General features: G+C 36.1%; 25 protein-coding genes and 2 tRNA genes. 18 read left to right on the plus strand and 9 right to left on the minus strand.

Going from position 1 to position 26,490, the window contains the following annotated elements; all coding sequences use genetic code 11:
* The first annotated feature begins 76 nt into the window (after nt 1–76).
* Together LDX54_RS04095 and LDX54_RS04100 are read left to right on the plus strand one after the other, a co-directional pair.
* The gene (locus tag LDX54_RS04095) at nt 77–1,465 is read left to right on the plus strand and encodes an MFS transporter (protein WP_265666802.1); all 1,389 of its coding nucleotides are present in this window, start codon (nt 77–79) and stop codon (nt 1,463–1,465) included.
* A 255-nt stretch (nt 1,466–1,720) separates the two neighbouring features.
* Nucleotides 1,721–2,809 carry a PTS sugar transporter subunit IIC gene (locus tag LDX54_RS04100; protein ID WP_265666801.1) on the plus strand — a complete coding sequence of 363 codons (1,089 nt, stop codon included), beginning with the start codon at nt 1,721–1,723 and terminating at the stop codon, nt 2,807–2,809.
* Nucleotides 2,810–2,915: 106 nt separating this feature from the next.
* Here the strand turns inward: LDX54_RS04100 and pgmB are convergent, their stop codons facing one another.
* The 3 genes from pgmB to LDX54_RS04115 are packed head-to-tail and all read right to left on the minus strand — an operon-like array spanning nt 2,916 to nt 8,100.
* Nucleotides 2,916–3,584: a beta-phosphoglucomutase gene (gene pgmB / locus LDX54_RS04105; RefSeq protein ID WP_265666800.1), complete on the minus strand. Its 669-nt coding sequence runs from the start codon at nt 3,582–3,584 to the stop codon at nt 2,916–2,918.
* A complete protein-coding gene (locus LDX54_RS04110) occupies nt 3,565–6,384 on the minus strand; it encodes an alpha-L-rhamnosidase (protein ID WP_265666799.1) in 2,820 nt (939 codons plus the stop codon). The genes pgmB and LDX54_RS04110 overlap by 20 nt, the downstream gene beginning before the upstream one ends.
* Nucleotides 6,385–6,396: 12 nt before the next feature.
* Nucleotides 6,397–8,100, minus strand: a complete 1,704-nt coding sequence (locus LDX54_RS04115; protein WP_265666798.1) for a glycoside hydrolase family 3 N-terminal domain-containing protein — start codon at nt 8,098–8,100, stop codon at nt 6,397–6,399.
* Nucleotides 8,101–8,262: 162 nt separating this feature from the next.
* Here LDX54_RS04115 and LDX54_RS04120 point away from each other — a divergent pair, with 162 nt between their 5' ends.
* The 5 genes from LDX54_RS04120 to LDX54_RS04140 all read left to right on the plus strand — a co-directional run bounded on the left by LDX54_RS04120 (nt 8,263) and on the right by LDX54_RS04140 (nt 13,611).
* Nucleotides 8,263–9,273 carry an AraC family transcriptional regulator gene (locus tag LDX54_RS04120; RefSeq protein WP_265666797.1) on the plus strand — a complete coding sequence of 337 codons (1,011 nt, stop codon included), beginning with the start codon at nt 8,263–8,265 and terminating at the stop codon, nt 9,271–9,273.
* A 238-nt stretch (nt 9,274–9,511) separates the two neighbouring features.
* Nucleotides 9,512–10,714, plus strand: coding sequence for an MFS transporter (locus tag LDX54_RS04125; RefSeq protein ID WP_265666796.1), 1,203 nt, complete (start codon nt 9,512–9,514; stop codon nt 10,712–10,714).
* A gap of 1 nt (nt 10,715) precedes the next feature.
* Nucleotides 10,716–11,684, plus strand: a complete 969-nt coding sequence (locus tag LDX54_RS04130) for an alpha/beta hydrolase (RefSeq protein WP_265666795.1) — start codon at nt 10,716–10,718, stop codon at nt 11,682–11,684.
* A gap of 1 nt (nt 11,685) precedes the next feature.
* Nucleotides 11,686–13,152 (plus strand): hypothetical protein, encoded by a 1,467-nt coding sequence (locus LDX54_RS04135; protein WP_265666794.1) that lies wholly within the window; start codon nt 11,686–11,688, stop codon nt 13,150–13,152.
* Between the two features lie 282 nt (nt 13,153–13,434).
* Nucleotides 13,435–13,611: a hypothetical protein gene (locus LDX54_RS04140; protein WP_174794384.1), complete on the plus strand. Its 177-nt coding sequence runs from the start codon at nt 13,435–13,437 to the stop codon at nt 13,609–13,611.
* 28 nt (nt 13,612–13,639) lie between these two features.
* Here the strand turns inward: LDX54_RS04140 and LDX54_RS04145 are convergent, their stop codons facing one another.
* Nucleotides 13,640–14,650, minus strand: a complete 1,011-nt coding sequence (locus LDX54_RS04145; RefSeq protein WP_265666793.1) for a serine hydrolase domain-containing protein — start codon at nt 14,648–14,650, stop codon at nt 13,640–13,642.
* 198 nt (nt 14,651–14,848) lie between these two features.
* Here LDX54_RS04145 and LDX54_RS04150 point away from each other — a divergent pair.
* Together LDX54_RS04150 and LDX54_RS04155 are read left to right on the plus strand one after the other, a co-directional pair.
* A tRNA-Glu gene (locus tag LDX54_RS04150) sits at nt 14,849–14,920 on the plus strand.
* Between the two features lie 8 nt (nt 14,921–14,928).
* A tRNA-Gln gene (locus LDX54_RS04155) sits at nt 14,929–15,000 on the plus strand.
* A gap of 482 nt (nt 15,001–15,482) precedes the next feature.
* Here the strand turns inward: LDX54_RS04155 and LDX54_RS04160 are convergent.
* The 5 genes from LDX54_RS04160 to LDX54_RS04180 form a co-directional block, all read right to left on the minus strand.
* The gene (locus tag LDX54_RS04160) at nt 15,483–16,472 is read right to left on the minus strand and encodes an Abi family protein (RefSeq protein WP_265666792.1); all 990 of its coding nucleotides are present in this window, start codon (nt 16,470–16,472) and stop codon (nt 15,483–15,485) included.
* A 452-nt stretch (nt 16,473–16,924) separates the two neighbouring features.
* On the minus strand, nt 16,925–17,359 hold the full coding sequence (locus LDX54_RS04165) for a DUF3862 domain-containing protein (protein WP_281214435.1): 435 nt from the start codon (nt 17,357–17,359) through the stop codon (nt 16,925–16,927).
* Between the two features lie 48 nt (nt 17,360–17,407).
* Nucleotides 17,408–17,554, minus strand: a complete 147-nt coding sequence (locus tag LDX54_RS04170; protein WP_265666791.1) for a hypothetical protein — start codon at nt 17,552–17,554, stop codon at nt 17,408–17,410.
* A 100-nt stretch (nt 17,555–17,654) separates the two neighbouring features.
* Nucleotides 17,655–18,071: a hypothetical protein gene (locus LDX54_RS04175; RefSeq protein WP_265666790.1), complete on the minus strand. Its 417-nt coding sequence runs from the start codon at nt 18,069–18,071 to the stop codon at nt 17,655–17,657.
* A 472-nt stretch (nt 18,072–18,543) separates the two neighbouring features.
* On the minus strand, nt 18,544–19,896 hold the full coding sequence (locus tag LDX54_RS04180) for a Mur ligase family protein (RefSeq protein WP_265666789.1): 1,353 nt from the start codon (nt 19,894–19,896) through the stop codon (nt 18,544–18,546).
* 145 nt (nt 19,897–20,041) lie between these two features.
* Between LDX54_RS04180 and LDX54_RS04185 the strand changes: the two genes are divergently transcribed.
* The 9 genes from LDX54_RS04185 (at nt 20,042) to atpH (ending at nt 26,487) form a co-directional block, all read left to right on the plus strand.
* Nucleotides 20,042–20,641 carry a thymidine kinase gene (locus tag LDX54_RS04185; protein WP_265666788.1) on the plus strand — a complete coding sequence of 200 codons (600 nt, stop codon included), beginning with the start codon at nt 20,042–20,044 and terminating at the stop codon, nt 20,639–20,641.
* Nucleotides 20,642–20,658: 17 nt separating this feature from the next.
* Nucleotides 20,659–21,747: a peptide chain release factor 1 gene (prfA, locus tag LDX54_RS04190; protein ID WP_046324705.1), complete on the plus strand. Its 1,089-nt coding sequence runs from the start codon at nt 20,659–20,661 to the stop codon at nt 21,745–21,747.
* On the plus strand, nt 21,740–22,588 hold the full coding sequence (gene prmC / locus LDX54_RS04195) for a peptide chain release factor N(5)-glutamine methyltransferase (protein WP_046324706.1): 849 nt from the start codon (nt 21,740–21,742) through the stop codon (nt 22,586–22,588). The genes prfA and prmC overlap by 8 nt, the downstream gene beginning before the upstream one ends.
* Nucleotides 22,588–23,592: an L-threonylcarbamoyladenylate synthase gene (locus LDX54_RS04200; protein WP_265666787.1), complete on the plus strand. Its 1,005-nt coding sequence runs from the start codon at nt 22,588–22,590 to the stop codon at nt 23,590–23,592. Before prmC ends, LDX54_RS04200 begins: the two co-directional genes overlap by 1 nt.
* Nucleotides 23,593–23,677: 85 nt before the next feature.
* The gene (upp, locus tag LDX54_RS04205; protein ID WP_046324708.1) at nt 23,678–24,307 is read left to right on the plus strand and encodes a uracil phosphoribosyltransferase; all 630 of its coding nucleotides are present in this window, start codon (nt 23,678–23,680) and stop codon (nt 24,305–24,307) included.
* A gap of 117 nt (nt 24,308–24,424) precedes the next feature.
* Entirely contained in the window at nt 24,425–25,138 is a 714-nt protein-coding gene (gene atpB, locus LDX54_RS04210) for a F0F1 ATP synthase subunit A (protein ID WP_046324709.1), read from the plus strand.
* 18 nt (nt 25,139–25,156) lie between these two features.
* The gene (gene atpE, locus LDX54_RS04215) at nt 25,157–25,381 is read left to right on the plus strand and encodes a F0F1 ATP synthase subunit C (protein ID WP_034981200.1); all 225 of its coding nucleotides are present in this window, start codon (nt 25,157–25,159) and stop codon (nt 25,379–25,381) included.
* A 45-nt stretch (nt 25,382–25,426) separates the two neighbouring features.
* Nucleotides 25,427–25,939: a F0F1 ATP synthase subunit B gene (atpF, locus tag LDX54_RS04220; RefSeq protein WP_046324710.1), complete on the plus strand. Its 513-nt coding sequence runs from the start codon at nt 25,427–25,429 to the stop codon at nt 25,937–25,939.
* Nucleotides 25,939–26,487 carry an ATP synthase F1 subunit delta gene (atpH, locus tag LDX54_RS04225; RefSeq protein ID WP_046324711.1) on the plus strand — a complete coding sequence of 183 codons (549 nt, stop codon included), beginning with the start codon at nt 25,939–25,941 and terminating at the stop codon, nt 26,485–26,487. The genes atpF and atpH overlap by 1 nt, the downstream gene beginning before the upstream one ends.
* Nucleotides 26,488–26,490 lie beyond the last annotated feature (3 nt).

Below are 26,490 nucleotides of genomic sequence, written 5' to 3' on the forward strand. Positions count from 1 at the left end.
TATATAGTGATATTTAATCATAATGGAAAGGGTAAAAGTTTATGACTTTTAACCCTTTTTTATTAAGGAGAAATATATGGAAGAAAAAAAAGAGACACCAAAACGGGTTTTGGCGATTATCAGTTGTGCTTTAATGGCTTTTGTTTCAATACTAACTGAAACTAGCTTAAATGTTACTTTTCCCACTTTAATGAAACAATTTCATATCGGTTTGGGATTAGTTCAGTGGACTACAACTGGGTACTTACTGACAATTTCTGTAATTATGGTTGCGAGTTCATATTTGAATGATCGTTTTTCCGCGAGACAATTATTTTTAACTGCTGCAATTGCTTTTATTGCCGGATCGGTTGTAGCGGGCTTTGCGACTAATTTTGGGGTCTTACTGGCAGGTCGCTTAATTTCGTCAATCGGTGCTGGTCTTTCAATTCCATTAATGTTCAACATGGTTGTTGAACTGATGCCGCAAGAAAAATGGGGCTTTTACATGGGACTAACAGGCTTAGTTATTATACTTGCACCATCTTTGGGGCCAACCTTTGGTGGCACTGTGGTTTACTATTTTGGCTGGCCACTAATTTTTGAAATTGTAGCTATAATTGCAATAATTATCATGATCTTGGGCCTATTTGTGGTAGAGCAATACCATGAAAAAAAGCATCCCAGCTTTGACTGGTTAAGCTATATCGTTATTGCCAGTGCAATGATTATTTTTAACTTAGGCTTTAATCGCATTAGTAATGGTTTAACAGATGTTGGCTTTTGGCTCAGCATGGTAGTAGTGGCGATTTTAGTATACGTATTTATTAAACTTTCACGCTCAAGTAAGAAGAAATTAATAAACTTGAGTATTTTCAAAAATAAGCCCTTTATTTTTGCCATGATTTCCTATCTGTTACTTCAGTTTATTAATATTGGCACTAGTTTTGCCGTTCCTAACTACGTGCAGATTGTTAATCACGCTAGTTCTCTTGTTGGTGGTTTAGTTTTACTTCCGGGATGTATTATTAGTGGTATCTTAAATCCGTGGTTTGGACGTATTTATGATAAAAAGGGTGCACCGTTACCTTTGTTAACCGGAACAGTATTTTGTTTAACAGCATGTCTGCTTTTTGCGATTTTTAGCTTAAAAATTAGTACAGTGATGGTCGGTGTCTTTTACGGAATTATGATTATTGGTCGCCAAATGGCGTTTAACAACACAATGGCAGAGGCCTCAAAACTGCAACCAGAAGAATTGCATACTGATGCTACCGCAGTCTTTCAAACTGGCCAGCAATATGCTGGCTCAATGGGTACTACCGTAATGGCTGCCATTATTTCTTCTTGGCAAAAAAGACCGGGCAATTATGCTGCACTCACTGCTCAAGGAAGTCAAGAAGCCTTTCTATTTTTGACGTTTGTCAGTGTCATAATTTTACTAAGTTATTTAAACTTGTTTAGACTTGAGCAAAAAATGAGATAAATAATTAAATAGTTTCGTTAATTGCTGTAACTTCATTTGCAATAAATGAAGTTATTTTTTTGCCAGATAATTAACATTAAAATAAATTAACATTTTAGTGTACATTTTTAAATAAAATGATAAAATACTTAATAATTAATTTTAAGGGAGGAAAAAGCAATGAGACGAATTAGCAATCAGCATATTTCGATTTTGTCACAAATTATTTTGCTGACAAAGCATACTTAAGAACTATTTAATTAAAGGAGTATAAATATGGCTGATACAACCAACACCAATAAACTAACAGTAAAAACTTTTCTTAATAAGATTTTAGCCGGAACCGCAACTGGAATTATTGTGGGGCTAATTCCCAATGCAGTTGTCAGCGCAATTTTAAAGTTATTTGGACAAAATCCGGTGACTGCAACTATTAATCAAGCGCTTTTGATCTTTCAATGTGCTACGCCACTATTGATTGGTGCGTTAATTGCGATTCAATTTAAAATGGAGCCACTCGATGTTGCTATTGTAGGAGCTGCCGCATATGTTGGTTCTGGGGTAACCAAGTTTGTGCCACAGATTGTTAACCCAGCTACTAAAGCTCAGGGAGTTTTTGTATCTGCAGGAACAGGCGATCTGATTAATACCATGATTACCGCTGGTTTGGCTGTGGGACTTTTGCTATTAGTTGGACAACATTTTGGCTCTGTCAAAATTGTTGCCGCACCGATTTTTGTGGGTGGTGGAGCAGGCCTAATTGGCATGTTGATTTTGCCTTATGTCAGTAAAATTACCACTTGGCTGGGCGCTGTAATTAACTCCTTTACTAACCTACAACCAATATTAATGTGTATTTTAATTTCCTGTATGTTTGCAGTCTTAATCATTTCGCCAATATCAACTGTTGCTATTGGTATGGCAATTCAGTTAAATGGTATCTCCGCAGGAGCAGCCGCGATGGGGGTGGCCGCAACCACTTTGGTATTAGTAGTTCATTCCTGGCGCACTAATAAATCAGGAGTTACCATCGCCATAGCACTAGGAGCTATGAAAATGATGATGCCTAATCTTTTTAGATATCCAATTATCGTTTTGCCAACCTTAATTACTGCAGCTCTTTCCGCTATTCCAGTAGCCTTATTCCATGTTAGTGGCACACCAGCTTCTGCTGGCTTTGGCCTCGTCGGTTTAGTTGGACCTCTTGCCTCATTAGACGCTGGTAAAGCAAGCATTAATATTGTAATGGCGCTAATTGTCTGGATAGTATTTCCGGTTGTAGTAGCAATGATTTGTCGCTTCCTTTTTGAAAAAGTATTTCATCTTTATGATGAAAAAGTTGCCTTTGCCTATTTAGGCGAATAATTATTTCTGTCATTAAAAATACAATACCTTACTTACATCAATTTATTTTAAACATGAAAAAACTCGTGAAAAAATATTATTTTATTCACGAGTTTTTATTTTCTAATTATTTTTCTAAGCTAAATTTTTTCCAGGCAGTTTCGATTTGCTTATAGTTTAAAGCTGCTGTTTTAGGGAAAAGGACTTTAGCATCTTTGAGGTCTTTCTTAGAGCCAACACCAACGGATAATGCCCCTGACTTATTAATAGCAGTGATGCCAGCAATTGAGTCCTCAATACCAACGCAGTCTTGTGGCTTGAGACTTATGGCCGCGGCTGCAGCAATGAAGATATCTGGAGCAGGTTTCCCAGCAGCTACTTTACTAGGATCTGCAATAGCATCGAATGCATCTGTTAATTGTAATTTTTCTAAAATAAAGGGGCCATTCAGACTCGCTGAAGCCAAGCAAAGTCTGACATTATTCTTCTTAAAGGAAGAAATCAATTCATTAATTCCAGGCAAGATATTTGCGGGTGTTAAATTGGCCAGCAAATTGCGGAAAATATTATTCTTCTCATTAGTCATTTCATTAAACTGTTCTTTTGAAACGGAGATAGCTAAAAAGTTTAAAATTGCTTTTAAAGAATCACTGCGATTAACGCCTTTAGTTTGCTTTTCCAGTTCATCCGGCAACTCAAGATTGAAATGATTTTTAATTAATTTGCGCCATGCCTGGAAATGATAGACAGATGTATCTGCGATGACTCCATCTAAATCAAAGAGAACGCCTTTCATTTAAAAACTTCCTTTCACTTGCTAAAGGTGTTGTGTCAAGTATTTTATTAATTTGGGTAAAATCTTCGTCTGCGATATTAATAAATGGCAACAAACCGTTTAACTTTACCAGGGAATTTCCGCCAAATTTTTCGATGTTATCTGAATCTTGCAAAAAATCAAAGACTGGATTAATTGATTTTAATTGTTTAACAAGTTCTGAATCATCCATTAGTTGTTTAGCAGGCATGTTGATATTATAGTACTCAATATAATTTCTTTCAGGCACATAGGAAATTGTAAAGTCACCATTAGTTAATTCCAATGGCATCGATGTTGGCTGACCATTAAGTTCTACTTTATTTTTCACTCTAGGTAGTTTTACGGTTACTTTTTGACCAAACGGAATATTGAGCGTGATTTTAATAGTGTGCCGAGTATCAGTTTCAAGTTGGTATGCCATTTTTAGGTCACCATATGAACTGTGATAGTGTCCAGAAACCTTTTTAAACCGATAATCAAATTGAGGCGCAAAGAGCACATTTTGGTAGCCCTTGGTTTGCTTTCTTAATCCCAAAACTTGTTGATAAACCCATTGCATGATTGCACCGATTGAATAGTGGTTAAGAGAATTCATTCCTTCAGGATTCATTGAGCCATCAGGCAGCACGGAGTTCCAACGTTCCCAAATAGTAGTAGCTCCTAAATTTACTTCATAAAGCCAGCTTGGAAAATCTTCATTTAGAAAAATTTGTGTCGCTAACTTATGTTCGCCATTTTCAGATAAAACCTGACAAATAAAAGGCGTTCCAATAAAGCCAGTTTGCAAATGGTTGTGATCCTTATTTAGCCTTTGAACTAAATCTTTAACTACACGTTTTTTCTGTTTTTCTGGTACTAAATCGAAATGAAGGGCTAGGGCGTATGCAGTTTGTGTGTCAATTGCCAGCCGGCCATTTTTAGTAATAAATTCGTCTTTGATGGCTGTTTTAATAGCTTGAGCTTGTTGTTCATATTTCTTAGCATCACTGGCATTACCTAAAATTTTAGCTGTTTGAGCAACAATCCAACTGGAATAGGCGTAATAAATTGAAGCAATATAATCTTCGTCAGTCTTTCCACTAGGCAGCGCTGGGTTTTCACCATCTAAAGATAGCCAATCACCGAATTGAAAGCAACCAGTCCAAAGATTCTTGGTAGTGGTAGCTCGACCAATCCAATCTACCCAGGACTTCATACTGGAGTAATTTTGTCTTAAAATAGCCGGATCAGCTGTTGCTTGGTATGCTTTCCAGGGAATAACGGTTGCGGCATCTCCCCAAATTGCTGCACCACCACTATTATTGCCCATTGCAGGAGCATACATTGTTAGCATTCCATTGTGTGCAGCCTGTTCAATTTTCATATCTTTAGCATATTTTTTGAAAAAGGCGTAAGCATTCATGTTTAAAATGGCAGTGCTGGCAAAGATGTCGGCATCACCGGACCAGCCTAAACGCTCGTCTCGTTGCGGACAGTCTGTTGGAACATCAAAGAAGTTGCTTTTTTGACTCCACAAAACATTCTGGAGCAGGCGATTAACTTTGGCATTAGTAGTTTCTATACCACCAGTAATTTCAAGATCGGAATAAATTACCGCTGCCCTAAAATCATCCTTTCTTAAGGGTTGTGAATTGCCGCAAACTTTAACATAGCGGTAACCGTAGTAGGTGAAGTGTGGTCTAATCCATTCTTTTTTACCATTCGAAACATAATGAAAGGCAGCACGAGCTAATCGAAGATTATCCCGGTAAAAGTTACCATCTTGAAGAATTTCTCCCACTTGTAAATCAATTTCGCTGCCTGAAGGTTCTTGATTTTTGAATTCTGGCCAACCAGCCTGATTTTGCCCAAAATCAAGAACAGTTTCGCCTTTCGAAGTGTGAATAATTTCTTTAACAGGCAAATATTCTTTTATTTTTAATGGTAGGCTTAAACGGTCGTGCAATATTTCTTTAGAATGGTGTAATACGATTGCCGGTTGCCAATTAATTATTTTCTTGGTAGCGTCAAAGTCTTCACCATAATAAATGGCTGATTTGGTAATTTTTCCAGCAGTAGTTTTCCAAGAAGCGTCTGTATTTATCACTTGGCTGCTGCCATCATCATATGCGATATGCATTTCAGCAATAGCCATTTGCTGGTCGCCATAAATGCAATCTTTACCACCATCAAAGCCAAAGTTGCCTTTATACCAACCATCACCAAGTGAAATCAAAAGTTCTTGCTGCGATTTTTCCCCCAGCATTGCGGTAACATCATAAGTTTGAATCTGTACTAGCTTGTCATAAGCTGTGACGCCTGGTGCAAGAAACTCATCACCAATTTTTTGCTTGTTTAAATAAGCTTCGTAAACACCTAAACCGCTAATATAAAGACGTGCATTAACAACTTTCTTAGGTAAAGTAAATTTCTTCTTTAAAAGTGTATTTTGAATTTCTTTATTTTCGTTGCCAATCCATTCGGCTGTGAAAGGCTCATTCATCTTACCAGTTTCAAAGAAACTTTTTGCGCTTGTTTGAGTATCAGCGCTTTTTAACCAAACAGTAACTTTATATCTCGTGCGCGGTTTAAGCTCCAATTCAAAGTCAAAGTAATTGTTATCATATTGTTGCCACTGACTGTCAAAAATTGGTTCATTTGCATCAATTGTTATTCTTTTTTGAATATTGCTTGAAATCTGACTCGCTTCAGCGCTGAACTCAATTCTCAAATGGTTGTCTAAATCATAACCAAGAGGCTCAGTATAATGGTTGACTAAAATATCTTTAATTTTTAACATTGATCTGCCTCCTTATAAGTGAGTCTCAAAGCGGCCACAGAAAGGATCTACAGGACTATGTCCACTAAATTTATCATTTCCCATCATTTTTTCCAGAAGAGCATCAATTGTGACATCATTGCCTGTATAAGCATTAATATAAGTTGAAACCATTGGAATATCGAATAGGTGATAGGGATTACAAGTGGAAACAAAAACAGTAGGAATGTCCTTCATAAACCACGGAGCGTCTGCTGCCATTAGATGAATCCAATCAAGTCTTGTTGTCGTTTGATTACTTGCCGTTTCAACGTTAGCAACATAAAATGCCAGGTCAAATTGATCTTTTTCATATTGCACTCCACCTTCGAAAACCTCTTTAAAATTAAGATTTTTCCGATCAAAAACTGTAACTTTAAATCCTTTTTCTGTCAGTTTCTCTTTAAATTTTGCGGTTACTTTACCGCCTTCCTTAAAACCACCATCGTCTGTATCACCTAAAACGACTAAACGAACACGAGGATATTTTTCTGGTGTAATCGGTAGCAGTTTGTCACGATCTTTAACTAAAGTAACAGATTCTTGTGCTACTTTGGCGGCCAGTTTTTCGTGTTCAGCTAATTTTAAGTTAATATCTTGAGATGCAGGTTCGCAAAGATTATTTTCCGTATCCATTACGCCTTGTGCAACTTTAGTTGCAATTATTCTGGTAACAGCTTCGTCTACTCTTGCCATAGAAATCTTGCCGCTTTTGACTGCATCAGTCACAAATTGATAGTCTTCATCGATATCCTTGTTAAATAAGATCATGTCGACACCCGCATTAATGGTTGCAGGTAAGGCTTCTGAACGTGGCAAAATTGCATTGTATCCGATCATTGGTGTGGCATCAGTTATTGTGAGTCCATTAAAATGCAAAACAGAGCGTAAAAGGCCATCAATTAGCAATTTGGAAGTCGATGCAGGACGTAAATCCTTATCTTCAATACCTGGTTGTAACCGGCGTTCCCAAGCTGGCTGCATAATATGAGCAATCATGACAGCTGGCAGACCATTTTGAATTAAGTGATGATAAATTTGTCCGTAAGATTCCATCCATTTGTCAGCAGGCAAGGAGTTAATTGAGCTCAAAAGGTGTTGGTCGCGTTCATCAACGCCATCCCCAGGAAAGTGTTTAGCTACAGGAATAACATGATTAGCCTTAAGACCTTTGATTTGTGAATCAGACATCCTGATAACACGCTCTTCGCTACTACCAAATGTGCGCACATTCATGATCGGGTTGCGAAAATTTTGGTCTAAATCAACAATAGGTGCAAAAGACATGTTGCCACCAACCTGTTTAGCTTCATAGCCGGACACATCACCCAAATTATAGGCATTCTGTTCGTCGTCCGTAGCGGCAACCTGCAAAGGTCTGCCAAACCATGTACCTTCAGTTAATAAACCATTCCCACCAGCTTCCAAGTTAGCAGCGATGAACAAAGGTGTTTGACTTGCTTTTTGAGATACTGTTATTTCACGTTGCAATTTTTGGGCTTTATCGGGACGGTACATAATACCACCTGGTTGATATTTTTTAACAAACTCTGTTAAGTCAGTGTTATCTTCATCCTCACCAATTACAAAGAAAAGCTGTCCTATTTTGGCAGAAAGTGGCATATTCTTCACTTTATGTTTAACAAAATCAATTTCTTTATTCGATAAGTTATAAGGTTTTTTAGTTAGATCTGTCATTATTTTCCTCCGTGTGCTATAAATATATTGATTCGAAAACAAGTTTATTGTAGCTTAATGTTAGCGCTATCGCTATTGTCAAAAGTCATGTGTAGTATGTCGATTTCACAGATTTTATTTATTATTCTTAAAAATATTTAGATTCTAACAGGAGAAAATAAATTGAAAAAAGAAATTCTACAGCTACTTCGAAGTAGAAATATGCCTAGAGAATGGGAAGATGTTATAGCAACGATTGCCAAAAACGGTAATCTTACCAAAGAGATAGGAAGGATAGGTAAGGAGCCAGTATATCGTTTTTTTGAGACCTATACTGACGATTTAATACTGAACAACAGTTCAATTTCAATTACAGTTCAACCCATTAAGTCATTTATTCCGTATCATATTCATAATTATGTAGAAATTATGATTCCGCTGGTAGAAGACTGCTTCGTTTACGTCGAGCGAACCAAAATTAAAGTCAAACAAAACAATCTTATTTTTATGGGAAATAAAACTGTGCATAAGGTTAGTCCTATAAGCTCTAAGGGTATAGTTGTTAACATTGCTTTGCGCAGTTCCGCCTTTTCACTTAATGACCTTGATTTTTTGCATCACAAAAAAAACGGTACCAATATTTCTAATATTTTATTCTCACTGCTTTCTGATGAAGAATATGGTGAAGGACGGTATAATCTCTTTGACGTAAAAGCCAACCCTAAAATTATCGCCCTAATTTATGACATTATTTACGAATATTATCATCCTGACATTCAGTCTAATCAACTGATCAGACTAGAGATGCTGACTCTGTTTTCGCGTTTAATTCGCCAAGCAAATTATTCTGGAATGACAGTGAAAGAGATTCGGAAGCAAAAAAACAACTTACTTTCCTTGTTGCTATATATTGAAAAAAATTACGAAAAAATTACTTTGCAGGAAATGGCCAATTATTTTGGCTTTAATCCGAACTATTTGTCTGACTTTTTAAAAAAACATACAGGTAAAACCTTTATCCAGCTTGTTCATTTGCAGAGAGTTAATGTAGCAGCAGAGTATTTATCATATACAGTTGCGCCTATTGATAGAATTGCTAATAAAGTGGGATATGAGAATCCATCTTATTTTTATAAAATCTTCAAAAAATATTTTGGGGTTTCACCAGCTGAATACCGTCATAAAAATAGTTAGCAAATTTTTGCAAAAAGGTAGAATTTATAATTACTAGTCAAAGTGATTTTAAAATTAAACTGAAAATCCGCTAAAATAGCTTTTTTAATAGGGCTGTTTTGTCGGATTTTTTTGGGTTTTTTAAAAAAAACTGGGAAATGAATATAATTTCTCTGTTTTTTGACTATGGTTATCAGAAATGTTGACTAATATACTTTAATTAAAAATGAAAGCGAATCCATAATAGAAGGAGAAGAAAATGACAAAAAAACAAATTTCAAAAGCAATAGGTATTTTGAGTATGAATTTGCTCTTAATGCTGGGTACTGCCGTTACTTCAGCGATTGCGGCAATAGCAAAGTCCTTTCCTAGAGAACCAGTTTCTAAAGTCCAGCTGCTAGGTTCTATACCACATTTAGGTCAGATTATTGCAAGTATAATTTTTACTTACCTAACTTTTAAATTAACTAGAAAGAACATCGGATTGCTGGCAATAGCCTTTGTTGGAATTGGAGGACTTATTCCAGCAATTTATAATAGCAACCTAAATCTAATTTTAGCTTGTATGGTCTTAGTTGGCTTTGGTACAGGAACTATTACTAACGTTGTCCCCGTTTTATTACAAGAAAATTTTGAAGGAGAAGCTCGTGCCACCACTATGGGCTGGGCTACCGGTGTTACTAACGTTGGTATGATGATATTTACTGCTCTAGGAGGTATTTTAGGCGGAGCAAATTGGCGAAATCTTTTTTGGATATATTCTCTAGCTTTAATTATTTTTATTTTAGCTTATGTACTTATTCCACGAGATGTCAAGTTAACTGGTAATTCAAAAAATAATAAAAAGAGCGAAAAAACCAATTTCTGGGTTTTAATGAAACATTTAAATGGCTATGTTTATGCTATATATCTTATCAACTTTATGCTGTCTATGGCCATGATGACCTTTCTGTCTAATCAATCAATAGTTTTATCTAGTCAAGGAAAGGGAACATCCTATGTTGCAATGGTTACAGCCATAGGTAATGTAGGAGGAATTATAACCGCTGCATTTTTGAAGTACATAAGAAAATTTACTAAAAATGACTCGATAGCATATGGATTTATCGCATTTGCTTTATCATTTATTTGTATTGCTTTTTTCAAAAATATAATTATTCATATTATTGGTAATGCATTTTCCGGAATGGGAATTGTTTTAGTTAATGCGACAGCACCTTATGAAATGTCTATTTTAACTACTAAAAAAGAATTTCCATTAGCTGTTTCCACTAATACTATATTAGGATCGATTGCTGGAATGATCGTCCCTTTGATTTTGGCAGCATTAAAAATAAAGCCTGGATTTAATTCTTTTATGGCAGGAATAATAATTTCAGTATTTACAGCTTTAACTTTATTTGTCACTAGATTTGGTACCCGGGTTGAAAAACAACAAATTAAAGAAAATGGAGGAAATTAAGATGAAAGTTGAAAAAATCTATTTAGATAAAGAAAGCGAATCTGCAACGCTTACAACGTATGTTTTGGATGATTCACCAGAAATGTTAAAAGGGAAAAACAGGCCTGCAATTATAATATGTCCTGGTGGAGGCTATTTCAGTTGCTCGGATCGTGAAGCTGAACCTGTAGCTCTATATTTTGCCTCTATTGGCTACCATGCTTTTGTTTTAAAGTATACAACCTATAATAATGGACCATTAGAAATGCCTGATTTATCCCGGCCTCTACCTAAAAAAGAGATATCAATATATCCCAAACAGATAAGAGAACTTGGTCAGGCTATGTTGTTGATTAGAAAAAATGCTTCAAAATGGCATGTTGATGCTGAAAGAATTGGTGTATGTGGCTTTTCCGCTGGTGGACATGTTGCCGCTCTTTATTCCACAGAATTTAATGAGCCGGTTTTAACAGATTATTTAGGCGTAGACAAAAATGATTTACGGCCAGCCTTTGCTATTCTTGGTTATGCCATCACTGATTATCATCTTTTAGATGCCGATCTTGAAAAGAAAAAGAATAATCCTATGGACTATCACTTTATGAAAGCTTCAAATGTTGCTACATGTGGTATAGAAGTTCCAGATAAAGAGCTTGAGACCAAACTTAGCCCAGTTGATCATATTGATAGTGAAACACCACCATTTTTCATATGGACTACTGCCACCGATCCACTTGTTACACCGCTTCATTCATTAAAATTAGCTACAGTTTTAGCTGAAAATAATATTTCGTATGAAATTCATATTTTTGACCAAGGTAGTCATGGCTTAAGTCTTGCTTCACAAGCTGCTGCTAGTTCCAAGTCTCAAATTTCTTCTGTTGTTAGTCAATGGACCAATTTATGTGCTAGGTGGCTTGAAAGAAATTTTGGTCTTAAATTGCCAGAACTAGATGATTTTGAAAAGATGAAAATGGAAGGAAAAAATTAGAATGCTAGATTTTAAAGTAAATTCAAGTATAAAAACCCCGTTTCCACACTATTGGGAAATGTGTGTTGGCAGTAGTCACGCTTATACTGCTTTGAGAGCTGACTATCAAGAGCAATTAACAAAAGTACATAATGAACTGGGAATAAAATATGTTCGTTTTCATGGTTTGTTCGACGATGAAATGAGTGTCTGTATTGAAAACTTTGATTTTACGGGCAAATCACAAGGCATTACCTATAATTTTGTTAATATTGATAAAATATATGATTTCTTACTAAAAATAGGAATGAAGCCATTTGTAGAACTAAGCTTTATGCCAACTTGTTTAGCTTCAAAAAAGAATAAAATTTTTCCTTATGGTGGTAACAATTCCATGCCTAAATCTGATGAAGCGTGGGAGAATCTAATTGCTAAATTTATCAAGCATATTCTTGACCGCTATGGTAAAGATGAAGTAGAATCATGGTATTTTGAAGTTTGGAATGAGCCAAATTTGCCACTATTTTTCTCAGGTACCAAAGAAGATTACTTCCACTTGTATGAAATAACAGTAAGAACTGCTAAGAAGATTGATGAAAAGCTCCGCTTTGGTGGTCCAGCTACATCTTACAATTCCTGGATACCAGATATGATAGACTTTTGTCAGAAAAATAATTTACCGCTGGACTTTATTTCAACACATCATTATCCAACAGATGATCCGTTGTGGGAAAGTGGCATGGATATTGACGAATTCTTTAAAAAGACTAATGGAGTTCCACAAGATTATCCTCGAGGAATACTTAAAGTTATGACTTCGAAGACAAGAGAAGAAGCTCAAAACTACCCACTATTTTATACAGAGTGGAGCGTTTCAGCGATGGTTGGAGACTCCGCTCATGATACTCCTTATGGAGCAGCAATGGTTGCCAAAACTCTGGCTGATAATGATGGACTAGTTGAAGGTTATGATTATTGGGCATTTTCAGACATTTTTGAAGAAGAATCCCAAAAACCAGGAGTCTTTCACGGTGGCTTTGGTATGCAAACAGTGGATGGCATTGAAAAACCAGTTTATAGATTATTTGAAATATTCCATAATCTCGGTGATCAAAGAATAAAAGTTGAAGATAATAATAATGCTACTGCAGAAATTTTAGCTGTTCAAAAAGGTAAAGATTTGCAAATCGTCGCATATAATCATAATGTGCCAAAAGAGCCAATAAAAACAGAACAATTGGCAATAAATCTGGACAAAACAATTAGTGGTACTTGTGAAATTAACAGAATTGATGAAAACCATGCTAATCCAAAGAAATTGTGGCAGGAGATGGGAGAACCAACCTATGTTAACAATGAGCAAGTTAAAGAATTGCGTGCTGCTTCACAATTAAAAGCAGAAAGCCTAAAAATGCAAGATGGCAAGATTAACTTGGAACTAATGCCACAATCATGTGCATTGATTACAGTTTCTAATTATTTTGAATAGCAAATAGAAGGACTTTAGAATTGTAATTTTAAAGTCCTTTTTGATAGTTAAAAAAGCAATTAAATTACATAACTCACAAAAATGATCAAATAGGTTTTATCAAAGAAATTTTTTTAAAAAAGTTCGTTAATGCTTACGAATGTAAACATTTTGAATTAATAACAATTATGGCAGATCATAATGAAACTTGAGCTTTAATGTGATTAAATAACTTGAAATAACCCCCCTTTTTTACGTTAAAAACGGTATAATTCTAAGTAAATTGAAGGGAGTTTTTTACAAATGATGTGTGATAACTTATTTTTTAAAGTTTTGTGGGTAGTGGTATACGCTATTACTGCTTACTTTACCTTTACAGGCAATATGATGATGGGAATGTACTGGATGGCTGGTGGCATGCTTGCTCAAGCAGTGGTAGATCTGGTTTATCATTTTTGGCCTAAGCGTAAAAAGTGTTAAAAAACAGCTTCTATATGAAGCTGCTTTTTTAATGGTCGTTTTCTTTTAAAAAGCCTTGAATGATTCTTTCTCTCATTGTTAAGAAGACTTGATTATGGCCAGTAGGGTGTATGCGATTAGTCAAAAGAATTAAGCCAGATTTTTTAACTCTATCGAGAAGCATCAGAACTCCAGTAAATCCCGTATGAAGAATTAAGGGATAGTGCAACTCTGGATCAAAGCGTAGATCCCAACCCCATGAACGAGGCTTTAAGCCTTGGGGATTTTTATTTTCGAATAGCTTTGCGACTAAGTTTTGACTATAAGGCAATATACTTTTATCCAAGCCCAAGTACCCCTTACTTAATTTAACCAAATCGTTCATAGAAGAGAACAGACCGGCTGAGCCACAATCACTTCCTAATTGGCGTGCTTTGGGATCATGAGGAATTCCTTGTAAAACTCTTCCTTGATAAACTGCAGTGGGAACACATAAGTCTTTTTCGGGAGTAAAAGTCGTATTTTTGAGTCCAGCGGGCTCAATTATTATGTTCTGACCAACTTCTTGAACTGGTTTACCAAATATTTTTTTGATAACTAAACCTAAAAGAATAAAATTGGTATCTGCGTAACGCATTTTATGTTCAAATTCTTCTGTTACAGGCAAGTGGATGATAGCATCGATTAATTCCTCGCGAGATAATTGATCCCTATTTTTTATCCAGCCCCTTATTCCACTAGTGTGAGTTAGCAAATGAAAAAGACGTACGCGTTCATCTTTAAATTCAGGAATAAAGTCATGCAGTGGTTCAGTAAAATTGAGCTGTCCATCTTGATATAATTTAAGCAAAATATTTTCAGTGATAATCACTTTGGTCAGACTGGCTAAATCATAAATGGCAAACGGACTCAGTTGCGTCACCTTGGGGTAAGTACTCGCAAAGCCAACGGTTGAAGTAAAAACCTGTTCATCTTTAATAAAAGCATAATTCACACCCGGTACAATGCGCTCCGTGACCATTGATTCGATTAAGTTCTGGGTGTTTGAGTAGTCAATCATAAAAACTATCCTTTAGTAAAAGTATCTTACTCTATTATATACAATTCTCAAATTAATTTTGAGAAATTGTGGCTACTGATAGTCAACTGAAAATAATGATGCGTTTGCCAAAAGAATAGTTCGATAATTTTTACCGCTAAAGCGTGAAAACTACTTGACATTACGTGTATCTTCAAGCATAATAATTACTGTTGATTTTGCCCGCTGGTCAAATGGTTAAGACGCCACCCTCTCAAGGTGGAGTTACGAGTTCAATTCTCGTGCGGGTGATTTAACACTGGGATATAGCCAAATGGTAAGGCACAGGTTTCTGGTTCCTGCATGTTTCGGTTCGAGCCCGGATATCCCAATAAAAATAGCTCAACGGCAAGGTTTATGAGAGCTAAAAAACAAATTTGCCCATCATTTGCCCATCAGAATTGTTACAAAACGCTAGATGAATTGGTCATCTAGCGTTTTTCCTTATCTCATGGTGTTTTAGTGTTTTATATCCAATATGTTTTTAGGTGATTCACTATTCATAGAAATAATCGACGAAAACTGGGTTTCTCTCAACATCTACTCTTGGGTATGTTAGTATTTTTGTTCCATAGAATATTGTTCAGATTCAGCCTTGGTATATTAAAAGCATTGTTTTCAATTTAGTAAAGCTGACCATTAGCGTCTAGACAATTAATTCTAGCAGATCATGATTTACCATGATTTTTGCTAACATATTTATTTCGCCTTTGATTTCTAGCTAAATAGGGTAAATTAGTTGCTTGGCTACTGCTTATCATAATTTAACTTTAGATTTGGTTTCCAGCGAGTTCTTAACCGCTTTTTGTATTGTTCACTTTACCTTCAGGATTGCACGATAGTTTTTTGGAAAATGCATATCGTGTAGGATTGCAGCTAAACTTACAGATTGAAAACATGGCTCATATTTGTCAAATAATTTATAAAGTTGTTTGACAAAATCGTAGTATTCTTTTTTACTTAAAACTAATTTTAGGGCAACTATTAATTCGAAGACACCGCTTTGACTGTTAACAATAAAATTATTGAGTTTTAAATCCTGCTTTATCAATCTAAATTTTTTAGTTTTTAAAACTAATTTGTTATAGGTGATTTCATCATGGGCTACAGAATTTCTAAAATAATTTACTAAAATATTTAAAGTTTCAATAGATTGGGGTTGAATTTTAATTTTAGTTTTATAGTTGCGTTTATATTTTAGTGAAAAGTCGCTAGCTATAACTCTTTTGATTTTATCTGTACAAACACTGTAAAAATAATTTAATTCTCCAAAAGTTAAATAGTTTACAAGAACCAAAAGAGGTACATGCTTATGCTCATTGACATAATGACTGATAGCATTCTTCTTATTGGCGTTTCTTTTAATTTCATTAGACAAATTGCTTATCGTTTTTACTATAGAAACTATTTTTTCTTTATCGTTTGAATAATTGTCTATTGCTAGATAGGAATGGGGTTCTTTGTATTCTTCAGAAAACCTATAAGATATTTCGGAGCCTAAATTGCTTTCATATTCCATTAATGGTGTATATAGAATTCTGCGCAAGTTCTTGTCAAAATCGTATAAACTCTTTATTTCTTTAAAACTAGCATTCTTTAAATATTTTTCTGGTGATACAGGGGTACCATTGGAATCCCTCTGTAAGAATAATTGCTTGTATCCATTAACTATTGAATAGTAACCATGTTCTTCTAAAGCACGTTTATCACTAGACTTTACCGTAAGACCTCTTTCGCGAAGAATTTTCATTTGTTGATTATGACTTTTAAAAGGTTTTTTATTAATAAAATCATTTACTGACATTTGGTATTCCTTAAAAATTATTTTGGTAAAACAAAAAGCCCCATATCTGTAATAATACAGAACATGAGGCATTGTTAGTTCGACACCTACTCCTCGGGCCCTTCGAACTTGATCCATATTCGTATTATAGCAAATTTATTTTTATAGTAAATATACAATATTTGGTAGTTTTTCTTCAAAAATCACTAAAAATAGAGAAGACTACACAACATCTTGTGTTTTTTTACATATTACCTATAAATGAAAAAGTTATATATCTTGAACCATTTTTACTCAAATTTAATATTTATATAAATTTGCTGTAGGTCAAGTATCGCTATTTTGATGGACATTTGACATTTCATTTACCATTATTTTCAAACTTTTTACTACGATCCATACAAACCATATGTACTGAGACTCAAAAGCTAGACAACTTTTGTAGTTTTATTTCTCTTTTAACAGAAACTACTTTATTTTAAATTAGTTTCTTTTTTAGACACTAGTTTATCATCGGCAAATATGAAACTGGCATTTGCTCCTGCATTTTTTCCTTTAATTCCAGTGAAGTAAACCGCAGTTACATTTTTCTTTCCTAAAACGACATTTTCGTTCAATCCGTCGGGTTCACCATAAGTGTTGACAAGTGTACTGTAAGAACTACCTGTTTTTATTGAGTTAAATGCTTTAAGCGTTAGCTTAGTGCTGTTGCGGCTCCATTTAAAGCCTGATACCGTTTTGGTAATAGCCTTTTTATGACTAAATTGAACCATTATTGTAGTCCCATATTTAGTCCATGAATATGATTTTACCTTAAAGCCTTTGACCTCAGTTGATGAAATCGAATTTGGCTGACCCAAAATGTTTTTCACATCTTTAAGAGTGCTCCCGCCATTACCCTGTTGCATGATGTCACCGACTTGAATTTTGTTAAAAGATTTTCTAAAAGATGTTTTTTAAGTATTCGTTTTCTTTACTTTTTGGCTGCTTTTCGGCTTATTGCTATCAGACTTATTACTACTGCTATTCTTAGAACAACCAACTAAGGATAAGGCTACTAAACAAATAGGAGCTACTGACAATACATTCGTACGCTTTTTCATTACTTCCTCCTATATTTAAAACTATATGTGTTGGGTCGTTAAAAATTTTTTGATACTTTACGAAATAGATTTGCTATATTAATACCCCTTATTGTAATCATTAATTGACTTTAGATAGATCAGAATAGGTGATGATAAAGGAGCCAAGTACCGATTTCACTTTTTTGATTTTTAGGAAAACAGTATCTCCTTTTTTAGCGTTGGGGTTTTCTGGACTAACGAAATTAAGATGTTTACCGGTTTCCATGTTGTAACCGAAAGAACTTTGAGGTTCGAATTTCTTAATTTTAAATTGTACGGTCTTACCTTTTAAATTTTTACCTTTACTGAGGGCAGCTTCCGCAGCTTTAATATTGGGATAGTCTGCCACTTTAGGTTCTGGTTTCTTTTGATGATGAGTGGTTTTAACAGATTTATTAGGACTTTCTTTACTAATCTTATTGTTAGAACAACCTGCAATTGTCAGTGCCGCTAAAACAGTGGTGCCAATCGAAAGGGTTTTCTTAAATTTAACCATTACTTCCTCCTGAAGCGATATTGCCGTAGGTTTGGTGTCACTGGCGTGGTGGACAAAAATACCTGATAGCAAAAATTAATAACGATTTTTAGTTTTTATAATCAATTTCTAATCAAGTATACTTTAATTTTATCGTACATTGTTAATACCGTAAATGATATTCCCCAATCTTATTTACAGCAAATTAAAGATGTTTTAATGCTTAAAATATAATTTTCATGGTGTTTTAGCCAAATGTAAAAAATATGCTGGAAAAGATTTAACTCTGCAAGTGGGAGCTATCGGGATCTATATCGTTGTATCCCAATACTCACCTAGGTATAAATACATTGGTTTTAAGTTCAAAAACAAACTAAAAGGACTAACTCCGATTGAATATCGGAGGTTAGTCCTTAGTTGAGCTAATAAAGTGTCCTAATTTTAGGGTTCACATCAATGAAGCATTTTACAGGTTTTATTGAAATTATTACTTTTACATCCCTGCCTTAATTATCTTCTTTTCAGCCATAGTCTTACGTAAAGAGAGCATAGCGGTATAGGTAGACAAAATGTAAACCTTTTTCGTCGGCAAATTGGCAATATTAGCGATTACTTCCTCATTATCTGTGCATGTAACCATTTTACCCGGATCAAAACCGGCGACTTCCAGACGAAAGCCCATATCATGCCAGCGCTCGCCGCCCACCAGAATCTTTTTAATTTGCTTATGGTTGAGATCTTCGAATTGACCGTCCCAAATCCAGGATGTGTCGATGCCGTCAGCGTGGTTAGCGTTAAGCAATGTAACTAAGGAATAATCATCTTTTTCCGTGTTAAGCATGTGCAGCACTTCATCTAGACCAACCGGATTTTTAACTAAAATCAGGTCAATTTCTTTTCCTTCATATTTAATTAATTCTTGTCTGCCAAAAATCCGCTTGTTTTTAGCAAAAGCCTGAGCAATTTCTTCTTCACTGAGGTCAAAATAGCGCGCCACTGAATAGGCAGCTAGAGCATTATAAATATTGTAAGTGCCGCCAATGCTGATAGTATAGTTTTTACTGCCCATTTGAAACTCAAGTTTATTAGGCGTCTGCTCAGTAATCTTGTTAACAAAATAAGTTAATTCAGGTCTGCGATAGTTGCAGTTGGGGCAGAAAAAATCTCCCAGATTGGCGTAAATCCTTTCATGATAATGTAAGATATGATCACAATCAGGACATAAGATGCCGTCAGTATTAACTGGAGCCTTGGTATCATTTTGCGGATTATCATTTGGCAGTTTAAAGCCATAAAAAATTTTAGGATTAGGCAAGTCGACTGAAGAAAAGATGCTAGCATCACCATTGGCTATAATAGTAGCTTCAGGTGCTAATTCAATGCCATCTACAATTTTTTCGTAAGTGGTATAGATTTCCCCGTAGCGATCCATTTGGTCGCGAAAGATGTTGGTAAGGACAAACACACTAGGATGAAGCAGTTCCGTTACCATTTTGACATTTGCTTCGTCAACTTCTAACACTGCAATCGGTCTGGATGATTTTTTCTTTTTATGGGCTAAAAAAGCCGTCACGATTCCTTGTTGCATATTGGAACCTGATGGATTGGTTAAGATGTCACCGTATTTTTCTCTTAATGCCGCCACAATCAATGCGGTAGTCATGGTTTTACCGTTTGTTCCTGTAACAATGACCGTTTCATAGCCGTCAGCCAGTGTCTTTAAAATTTCCGGATCAAGATTCATTGCCAGTTTGCCGGGAAAACTAGTACCACCTTTTAAAACGTTATGTAAAAACCAGTAGCTTGATTTACCCGCGCTTTTTGCAATTACAGATTTAAAACTCATATTTTTCCCTCGCTTTAAAATCATTATCAACTATAGCATAGCCATAAACCGAAAACGAGTTTTTATAACCATTTAACTACACATATTTTATTTTTACATTATACTAGATAAGTTAGATGAATTTAAATGAAACAAAGGAGCAAAAATGGCACAATTATTTTTTGAGTACGGCACGATGAGCAGTGGCAAAACTTTAGAAATACTGAAGGATGCTCATAACTATGAGGCTCAGGGGCGCAAGATTGCTTTGTTAACCAGTAAAATTGATAATCGTAGCGGTGTGGGCACTGTGGCTTCAAGAATTGGGCTTCAGCGAAAGGCAGTTCCGATCGACCATGATTTTGATATTTTTGCTTATATAAAAAAGTTGAACGAACAGGAAAAAGCACAAGGTGACGGCGCAATCGCCTGCGTTTTTGTCGATGAAGCCCAGTTTTTGGAACGTCATCATGTGGTAGAATGTGCCAAAATTGTTGATGATTTATGCATTCCCGTCATGACTTTCGGCTTAAAAAACGACTTTCAAAATAATTTATTTGAAGGAACCAAGAATTTGTTGATTTTTGCTGATAAAATAAAAGAGATCAAAACAATTTGCCACTACTGCGGTAGAAAGGCTACAATGAATCAACGGATACACAATGGTAAACCAGTTTACGAGGGTGAACAGGTTCAAATAGGTGGAGATGAAAGTTATTACCCGGTTTGTCGGTTTCATTATTTTCATCCGCATCAAACAAGATAGGAAGGGATTAGAACAACATGGATAAAATTATGGCACAGCTTGAAAGTCTTGTTGCTCATTATGACGAATTACAGGAAATGATGGCTGACCCGGAAGTTATCAATGATACCAAAAGGTACATGGAAGTTTCTAAGGAAGAAGCAGATTTACGCGATGTAGTTGAAAAATATCGCAAATATAAGGCTGATAAAAAAGAAATTTCAGACAATAAGGATATTATTGCAAACGAAAGTGATTCAGATTTGGTTGAGATGGCCAAAGATGAAAATAACGATTTAGAGCAGGATATTGCTAAGCTTGAAGATGAAATCAAAATATTAATGTTGCCCAAAGACCCTAATGATGATAAAGACATTATTATGGAAATTAGAGGAGCAGCTGGTGGTGATGAAGCTTCCTTGTTTGCCGGAGACTTGCTCAGAATGTATGAAAAATACGCTGAAAGACAAAACTGGCAGGTTTCTATCGTCGACAGTGAGCCAACTGAAGTAGGTGGTTATAAACGAGTTGCCATTATGATCACTGGCAACAAGGTTTATTCAAAACTTAAATATGAAAACGGAGCGCACCGCGTGCAACGCGTTCCTGTAACTGAATCTCAAGGCCGTGTTCATACCTCAACTGCTACAGTGGCAGTCATGCCTGAATATGAGCAAGTTGACCTTGATTTGGATCCCAAAGACATTAGAGTTGATGTTTATCGCTCAAGTGGTGCGGGCGGTCAGCATATTAACAAAACCTCCAGTGCTGTGCGCATGACGCACTTACCTACTGGTATTGTAGTGGCAATGCAAGATCAGCGTAGTCAACAGCAAAACCGGGAAAAAGCCATGCAGATTTTAAAATCCCGTGTTTACGATTACTATGAAAGTCAAAACCGTGATAAGTATGATGCTAAGAGAAAAAATGCTGTTGGTACAGGTGACAGGTCTGAGCGCATCAGAACTTATAATTACCCGCAAAACCGGGTAACTGACCATCGTATCGGTTTGACTCTTAATAAGCTTGACCGGGTAATGAATGGGGAACTTGATGAAATTATTGATGCTTTGATTTTATATAATCAAACAAAGCAATTGGAGGAGCTGGCCGAACAGAATGTCTAAAATTGACACTTTAAAAAGCTTGAGAATTTGGGCTGCTGAAACTGCACCAGAACAAAGACCAGAAGATATCGCTTTTTTGCTAGCTGAAAGACTGCAGCTGAGTCCTAGTGAGTTTCAATTAAAACAGGACATGGAATTATCACCAGACCAAATTAAGCAAGCACAAAAGGATGTGCGCAAGCTGGCTAAAGGGATATCGCCTCAGTATATTTTGGGTTACTCCTGGTTTTTTGGTTATAAAATTTTAGTGCAGCGCGGAGTTTTAATTCCCCGTTTTGAAACTGAAGAGTTAGTGGAATGGGCTTTAGCAAATCTGACCAGTGGTGATAAAGTGCTTGATTTAGGAACAGGCTCCGGCTGCATTACAGTAGCTCTAGCTAAAGAAGCTGCTAAAAAGCAGATTACCGATCTTGATTTATATGCTTCTGACGTCACTGATGCTGCACTAAGAACTAGCGAAGAAAATTTTTTGATTCATAAAGTTGATGTTACCGTTCGAAAAGCAAACATTTTAATTGGTCTTGAAAAGTTCGATAAAATCATTTCTAATCCTCCCTATATAAAGGAAACGGAAAAAGATGTGATGGACCAAAACGTATTGCAAAATGAACCCCAGGAGGCACTTTTTGGTGGAAAAAATGGTATAGAATTTTACCAGAAGTTTGTCAAACAAGTGCGTGATCACTTAAACAGCAGAGGAGAGTTTTTCTTGGAATTTGGCTTCAGTGAAAAAGAGCAGCTGGTTGATTTATTTGGACGGGAGCTGCCGGATTTTACCATTGAATTCAAAAATGATTTAGCTGGAAAGCCACGCATGGTTAAAGGAAAGTGGAATAAATAATGGAAACTAAAATTTTTTCACAGGATCAAATAGATGATGCAGTAAAATTACTCGCTCAGGGAGAATTGGTTGCTTTTCCGACAGAAACTGTCTATGGCTTGGGTGCCATTGCCACAAATGAAAAAGCTGTAAAAAATGTTTATAAGGCTAAGGGACGTCCTAGTGACAATCCGTTAATCGTAACAGTTTCTGATGCTCAAATGATGTCTCATTATGCAAAAGAGGTGCCAGAGCGTGCTCAAAAGTTAATTAAAAAATTTTGGCCAGGTCCTTTAACCCTTTTGCTTTATGTTAAACCTCACAGTCTGCCTAAAGCTGTAACTGGTGGTCTTGATACTGTGGCTTTTCGCTGTCCTAATGATGACTTAACTCATCAGTTGATCAGTAAATTGGGTTACCCAATTGTTGGACCTTCCGCCAACACTTCGACTAAGCCTAGTCCAACGACAGCTGCGCATGTCTATCATGATTTAAAGGGAAAAATTGCGGGAATTATTGATGGTGGACCTACAGAAGTTGGATTGGAATCAACGATTATTGACTTGTCTGTAGCTACGCCCATTGTTTTACGTCCTGGTGCAGTTACTCCCGCAGAGTTAAGTCAGGTTTTGGGTGAAAAAGTTTTAATTAACAGTGGTAAAGTTGCTGATAAAGATGTTCCGAAAGCTCCAGGAATGAAATATCGTCATTATGCTCCGAGTGCACCCGTAGTCGTGGTTGATGATCCAGAAAACTTTGCAAACATTGATTTAACCAATGCAACAGGAGTAATGGCATTAACAGATGTGCTTGAAAAAATTAAGCTGCCAGCCGCAAATAAATTTAATTTAGGTAAAAACTTGTTAGAGGCCGACCATAATTTATTTGGTGGTTTACGTTACTTCGATGATAAACCAGAGATCAAACAAATTTTTGTGCAGGGATTTAGTGGCAGCGAGAATACTTTGGCATATATGAACAGGCTAAATAAAGCTGCCGCTGGTCATCATTATGTCAAAGAGTAAAAATTTTAGTAGCAAGGGACTTTAAACCCTCTGCTTTTTTTATTAAAATACACGTAAACGTAATTATGTTTATAGGAGGAAAAAGATGGGCAAATTTACGGTTTTGAATCATCCGTTAATTCAACACAAGTTAACAATTATCAGGCGTAAGGAGACAAGTTCTAACGAGTTTCGGAGAATAGTTGGTGAAATCGGGGGACTGATGACTTACGAGATTACCAGAGATTTGCCGCTGAAAGATGTTGAAATTGAAACACCAATTGGCAAGACAACCCAAAAAGAGATTGCCGGCAAGAAATTGACTATTGTGCCAATTTTACGTGCAGGTATCGGTATGCTTAATGGTGTTATGGAAATGATTCCGTCAGCCAAGGTAGGAGTAATTGGTATGTATCGGGATGAAGAAACTCTTATGCCTCACGAATATTTCTGCAAAATGCCTAAAGACGTTGCAGAGCGTGAATGTCTTGTGGTTGACCCAATGCTTGCCACTGGCGGTTCTGCTAATATGGCAATTGGTGCGCTTAAAAAGCGGGGCGTTAAAGTAATTAAGCTGGCTGTTCTTGTAGCCGCTCCTGAGGGTGTCAAAGCTATTCAAGAAGAGAATCCGGATGTCGATATTTATGCTGCCGCCGAAGATGAAAAATTGTTGCCAAACGGCTATATTACACCTGGTTTAGGAGATGCAGGCGATAGATTATTTGGTACCAAATAATCTTTTTTATGTAAATTAATTGCAAAATACGCTTACATTTTTCACAAAATTATTGAATGGTGTTAATATTGTATGAGTGTTCGATAATTTGGGCACGAGAAGGGAGGTCACGAAGAATTGGAGCAATCATTTGTTTTTAAATTTCTGGGTTTGACATTTGATCTTTCTGGGATCATTGGTTCAACTTTAATGGCAGCTGTCGTATTGTTTGTCTGCATCTGGTTATCAAGAAAAGTTGAGATGAAACCAAATAAAAAGCAAAATATCATGGAATATTTGATTGACTTTACTGATGGAATTGTTAAAGACAATGTCAGTGATGTTGATGCACGAAAGCACCTTTCGCTTTATGCTTTTGTCCTTTTTATTTACATTTGGTTTATGAACCAGTTGGGCCTCTTCTTAGAGGTTAAGGCGGGAGACAACATTTTTGTAAAATCTCCCACAGCAGATCCGGTAACGACAATGTCGTTTGCAATGATGACCTTGCTTCTTTCATTCACATTCGGTATGCAGAAATTCGGTACTGGTGGCTACTGGCGTAATTATGCCGAACCTGTTAGTTTTCTTTTCCCAATCAATATGATTGAAGAAATCACTAACTTTTTGACATTATCTTTGCGTTTATATGGTAATATTTACGCTGGCGAAGTGTTATTAACTTTAATAGGTAATAGCTTTGCTCCTAGCTTTGGTGTTATCACTTTGGTGTTAGCAGCACCGCTTGCTATGATCTGGCAAGGATTCTCTGTCTTCATTGGCTCTATCCAGGCATATGTTTTCGTAACTTTATCCATGGTTTATGTTGGGAAAAAAGTTACAAAAGAATAATTTATTGGAGGTTTAAATATGTCACAAGCTTTTAAATATATCTCAGCAGCGATTGTAGCTGGTATTGCTGCATTGGCAGCTTCTTGGGGTAATGGTAAAGTTATCACTAAGACAGTTGAGAGCATGGCTCGTCAACCTGAAAGTGCTGGTAACTTAAGATCAACAATGTTTATCGGTGTTGGTCTGATTGAAGCCGTTCCTATTTTGGCGATTGTTGTTGCTTTCCTGATTCTCTTCGTTTAATTTTTTTATTTAAAACAATTTAGATAAAAGAGAGAAGGGCAGTAAATGACATTTCAAATTTTATTTGCAGCCTCGGCAGGTCATATTTATCTGGGTAATACTATCTGGTATTTAATTGTTTTCGCAATTTTACTTATTTTGGTTAAACATTATGCATGGGGACCTGTTTCCGACATGATGGAAAAAAGACGCCAAAAGGTAATCAATGATCTTGATTCGGCTGCAGACAATCGCAAAAAGGCCGAAGTTTTGGCTAATGAGCGTGAAGCTGCCTTGAAGAACTCAAGACAAGAAGCAACGCAAATTCTTACTGATGCAAAAGCGAATGCTGAAAAAACCAGCACCCAGATTGTTGCAGAAGCTAATGATAACGCGGCTTCGATTCATGAGAAGGCAAAGGCCGATGCTGCTCAGGCTAAAGCGGATGCCTTAGATGAAGCTCGTGCACAAGTTGCAGATATTTCTGTCACGATTGCAGAAAAAGTAATTGCGAAGAACTTATCTGCTGATGACCAAAAAGATTTGGTTGATCAATTTATTAAGGGGCTGAATAAATAATGGCCTTAAGTAAAGCGGAAATTGCTGCACGTTATGGTACTGCACTATTTGATTATGCCGAAGATATGGCTGCTTTGGATACTGTTCATGCAGATATGCAGGAACTAGCTGAGGCTATTTCCAATTATCCGCAAATTTTGCAAGTTTTTAGCGACCCAATTTTTAATAGTGCCGAAAAAGCGAAATCGCTTTCTGTGATTGAGCAAGGTCTGTCAGAAGAAGTTCAGAATTTTTTGAACCTGTTACTGGATTATGACCATTTTATGGAATTGCCGGACATTATAAACTGTTTCAATGATTTGTATAATAAAAATCAAAAAATTGAAACGGGAGTTGCTGTTTCAGCAGTAGCGCTTGATCAAAGACAATTGCAGGAATTAGGTACTAGTTATGCTCGAAAATTTAATTTGCGAAAAGTCATTCTCACTAATGAGGTTGATCAAAGTATTATTGGCGGCGTGATTTTAAAAGTTGGTGATTGCGTAATCGATGGGTCAGTCAAGAACAAACTGAATAAGATTCGTGCGCAGTTAATTAATAAAAATTAAAAG

This window comes from Lactobacillus sp. IBH004, assembly GCF_026185255.2.
Taxonomy (GTDB): Bacteria; Bacillota; Bacilli; order Lactobacillales; family Lactobacillaceae; genus Lactobacillus; species Lactobacillus melliventris.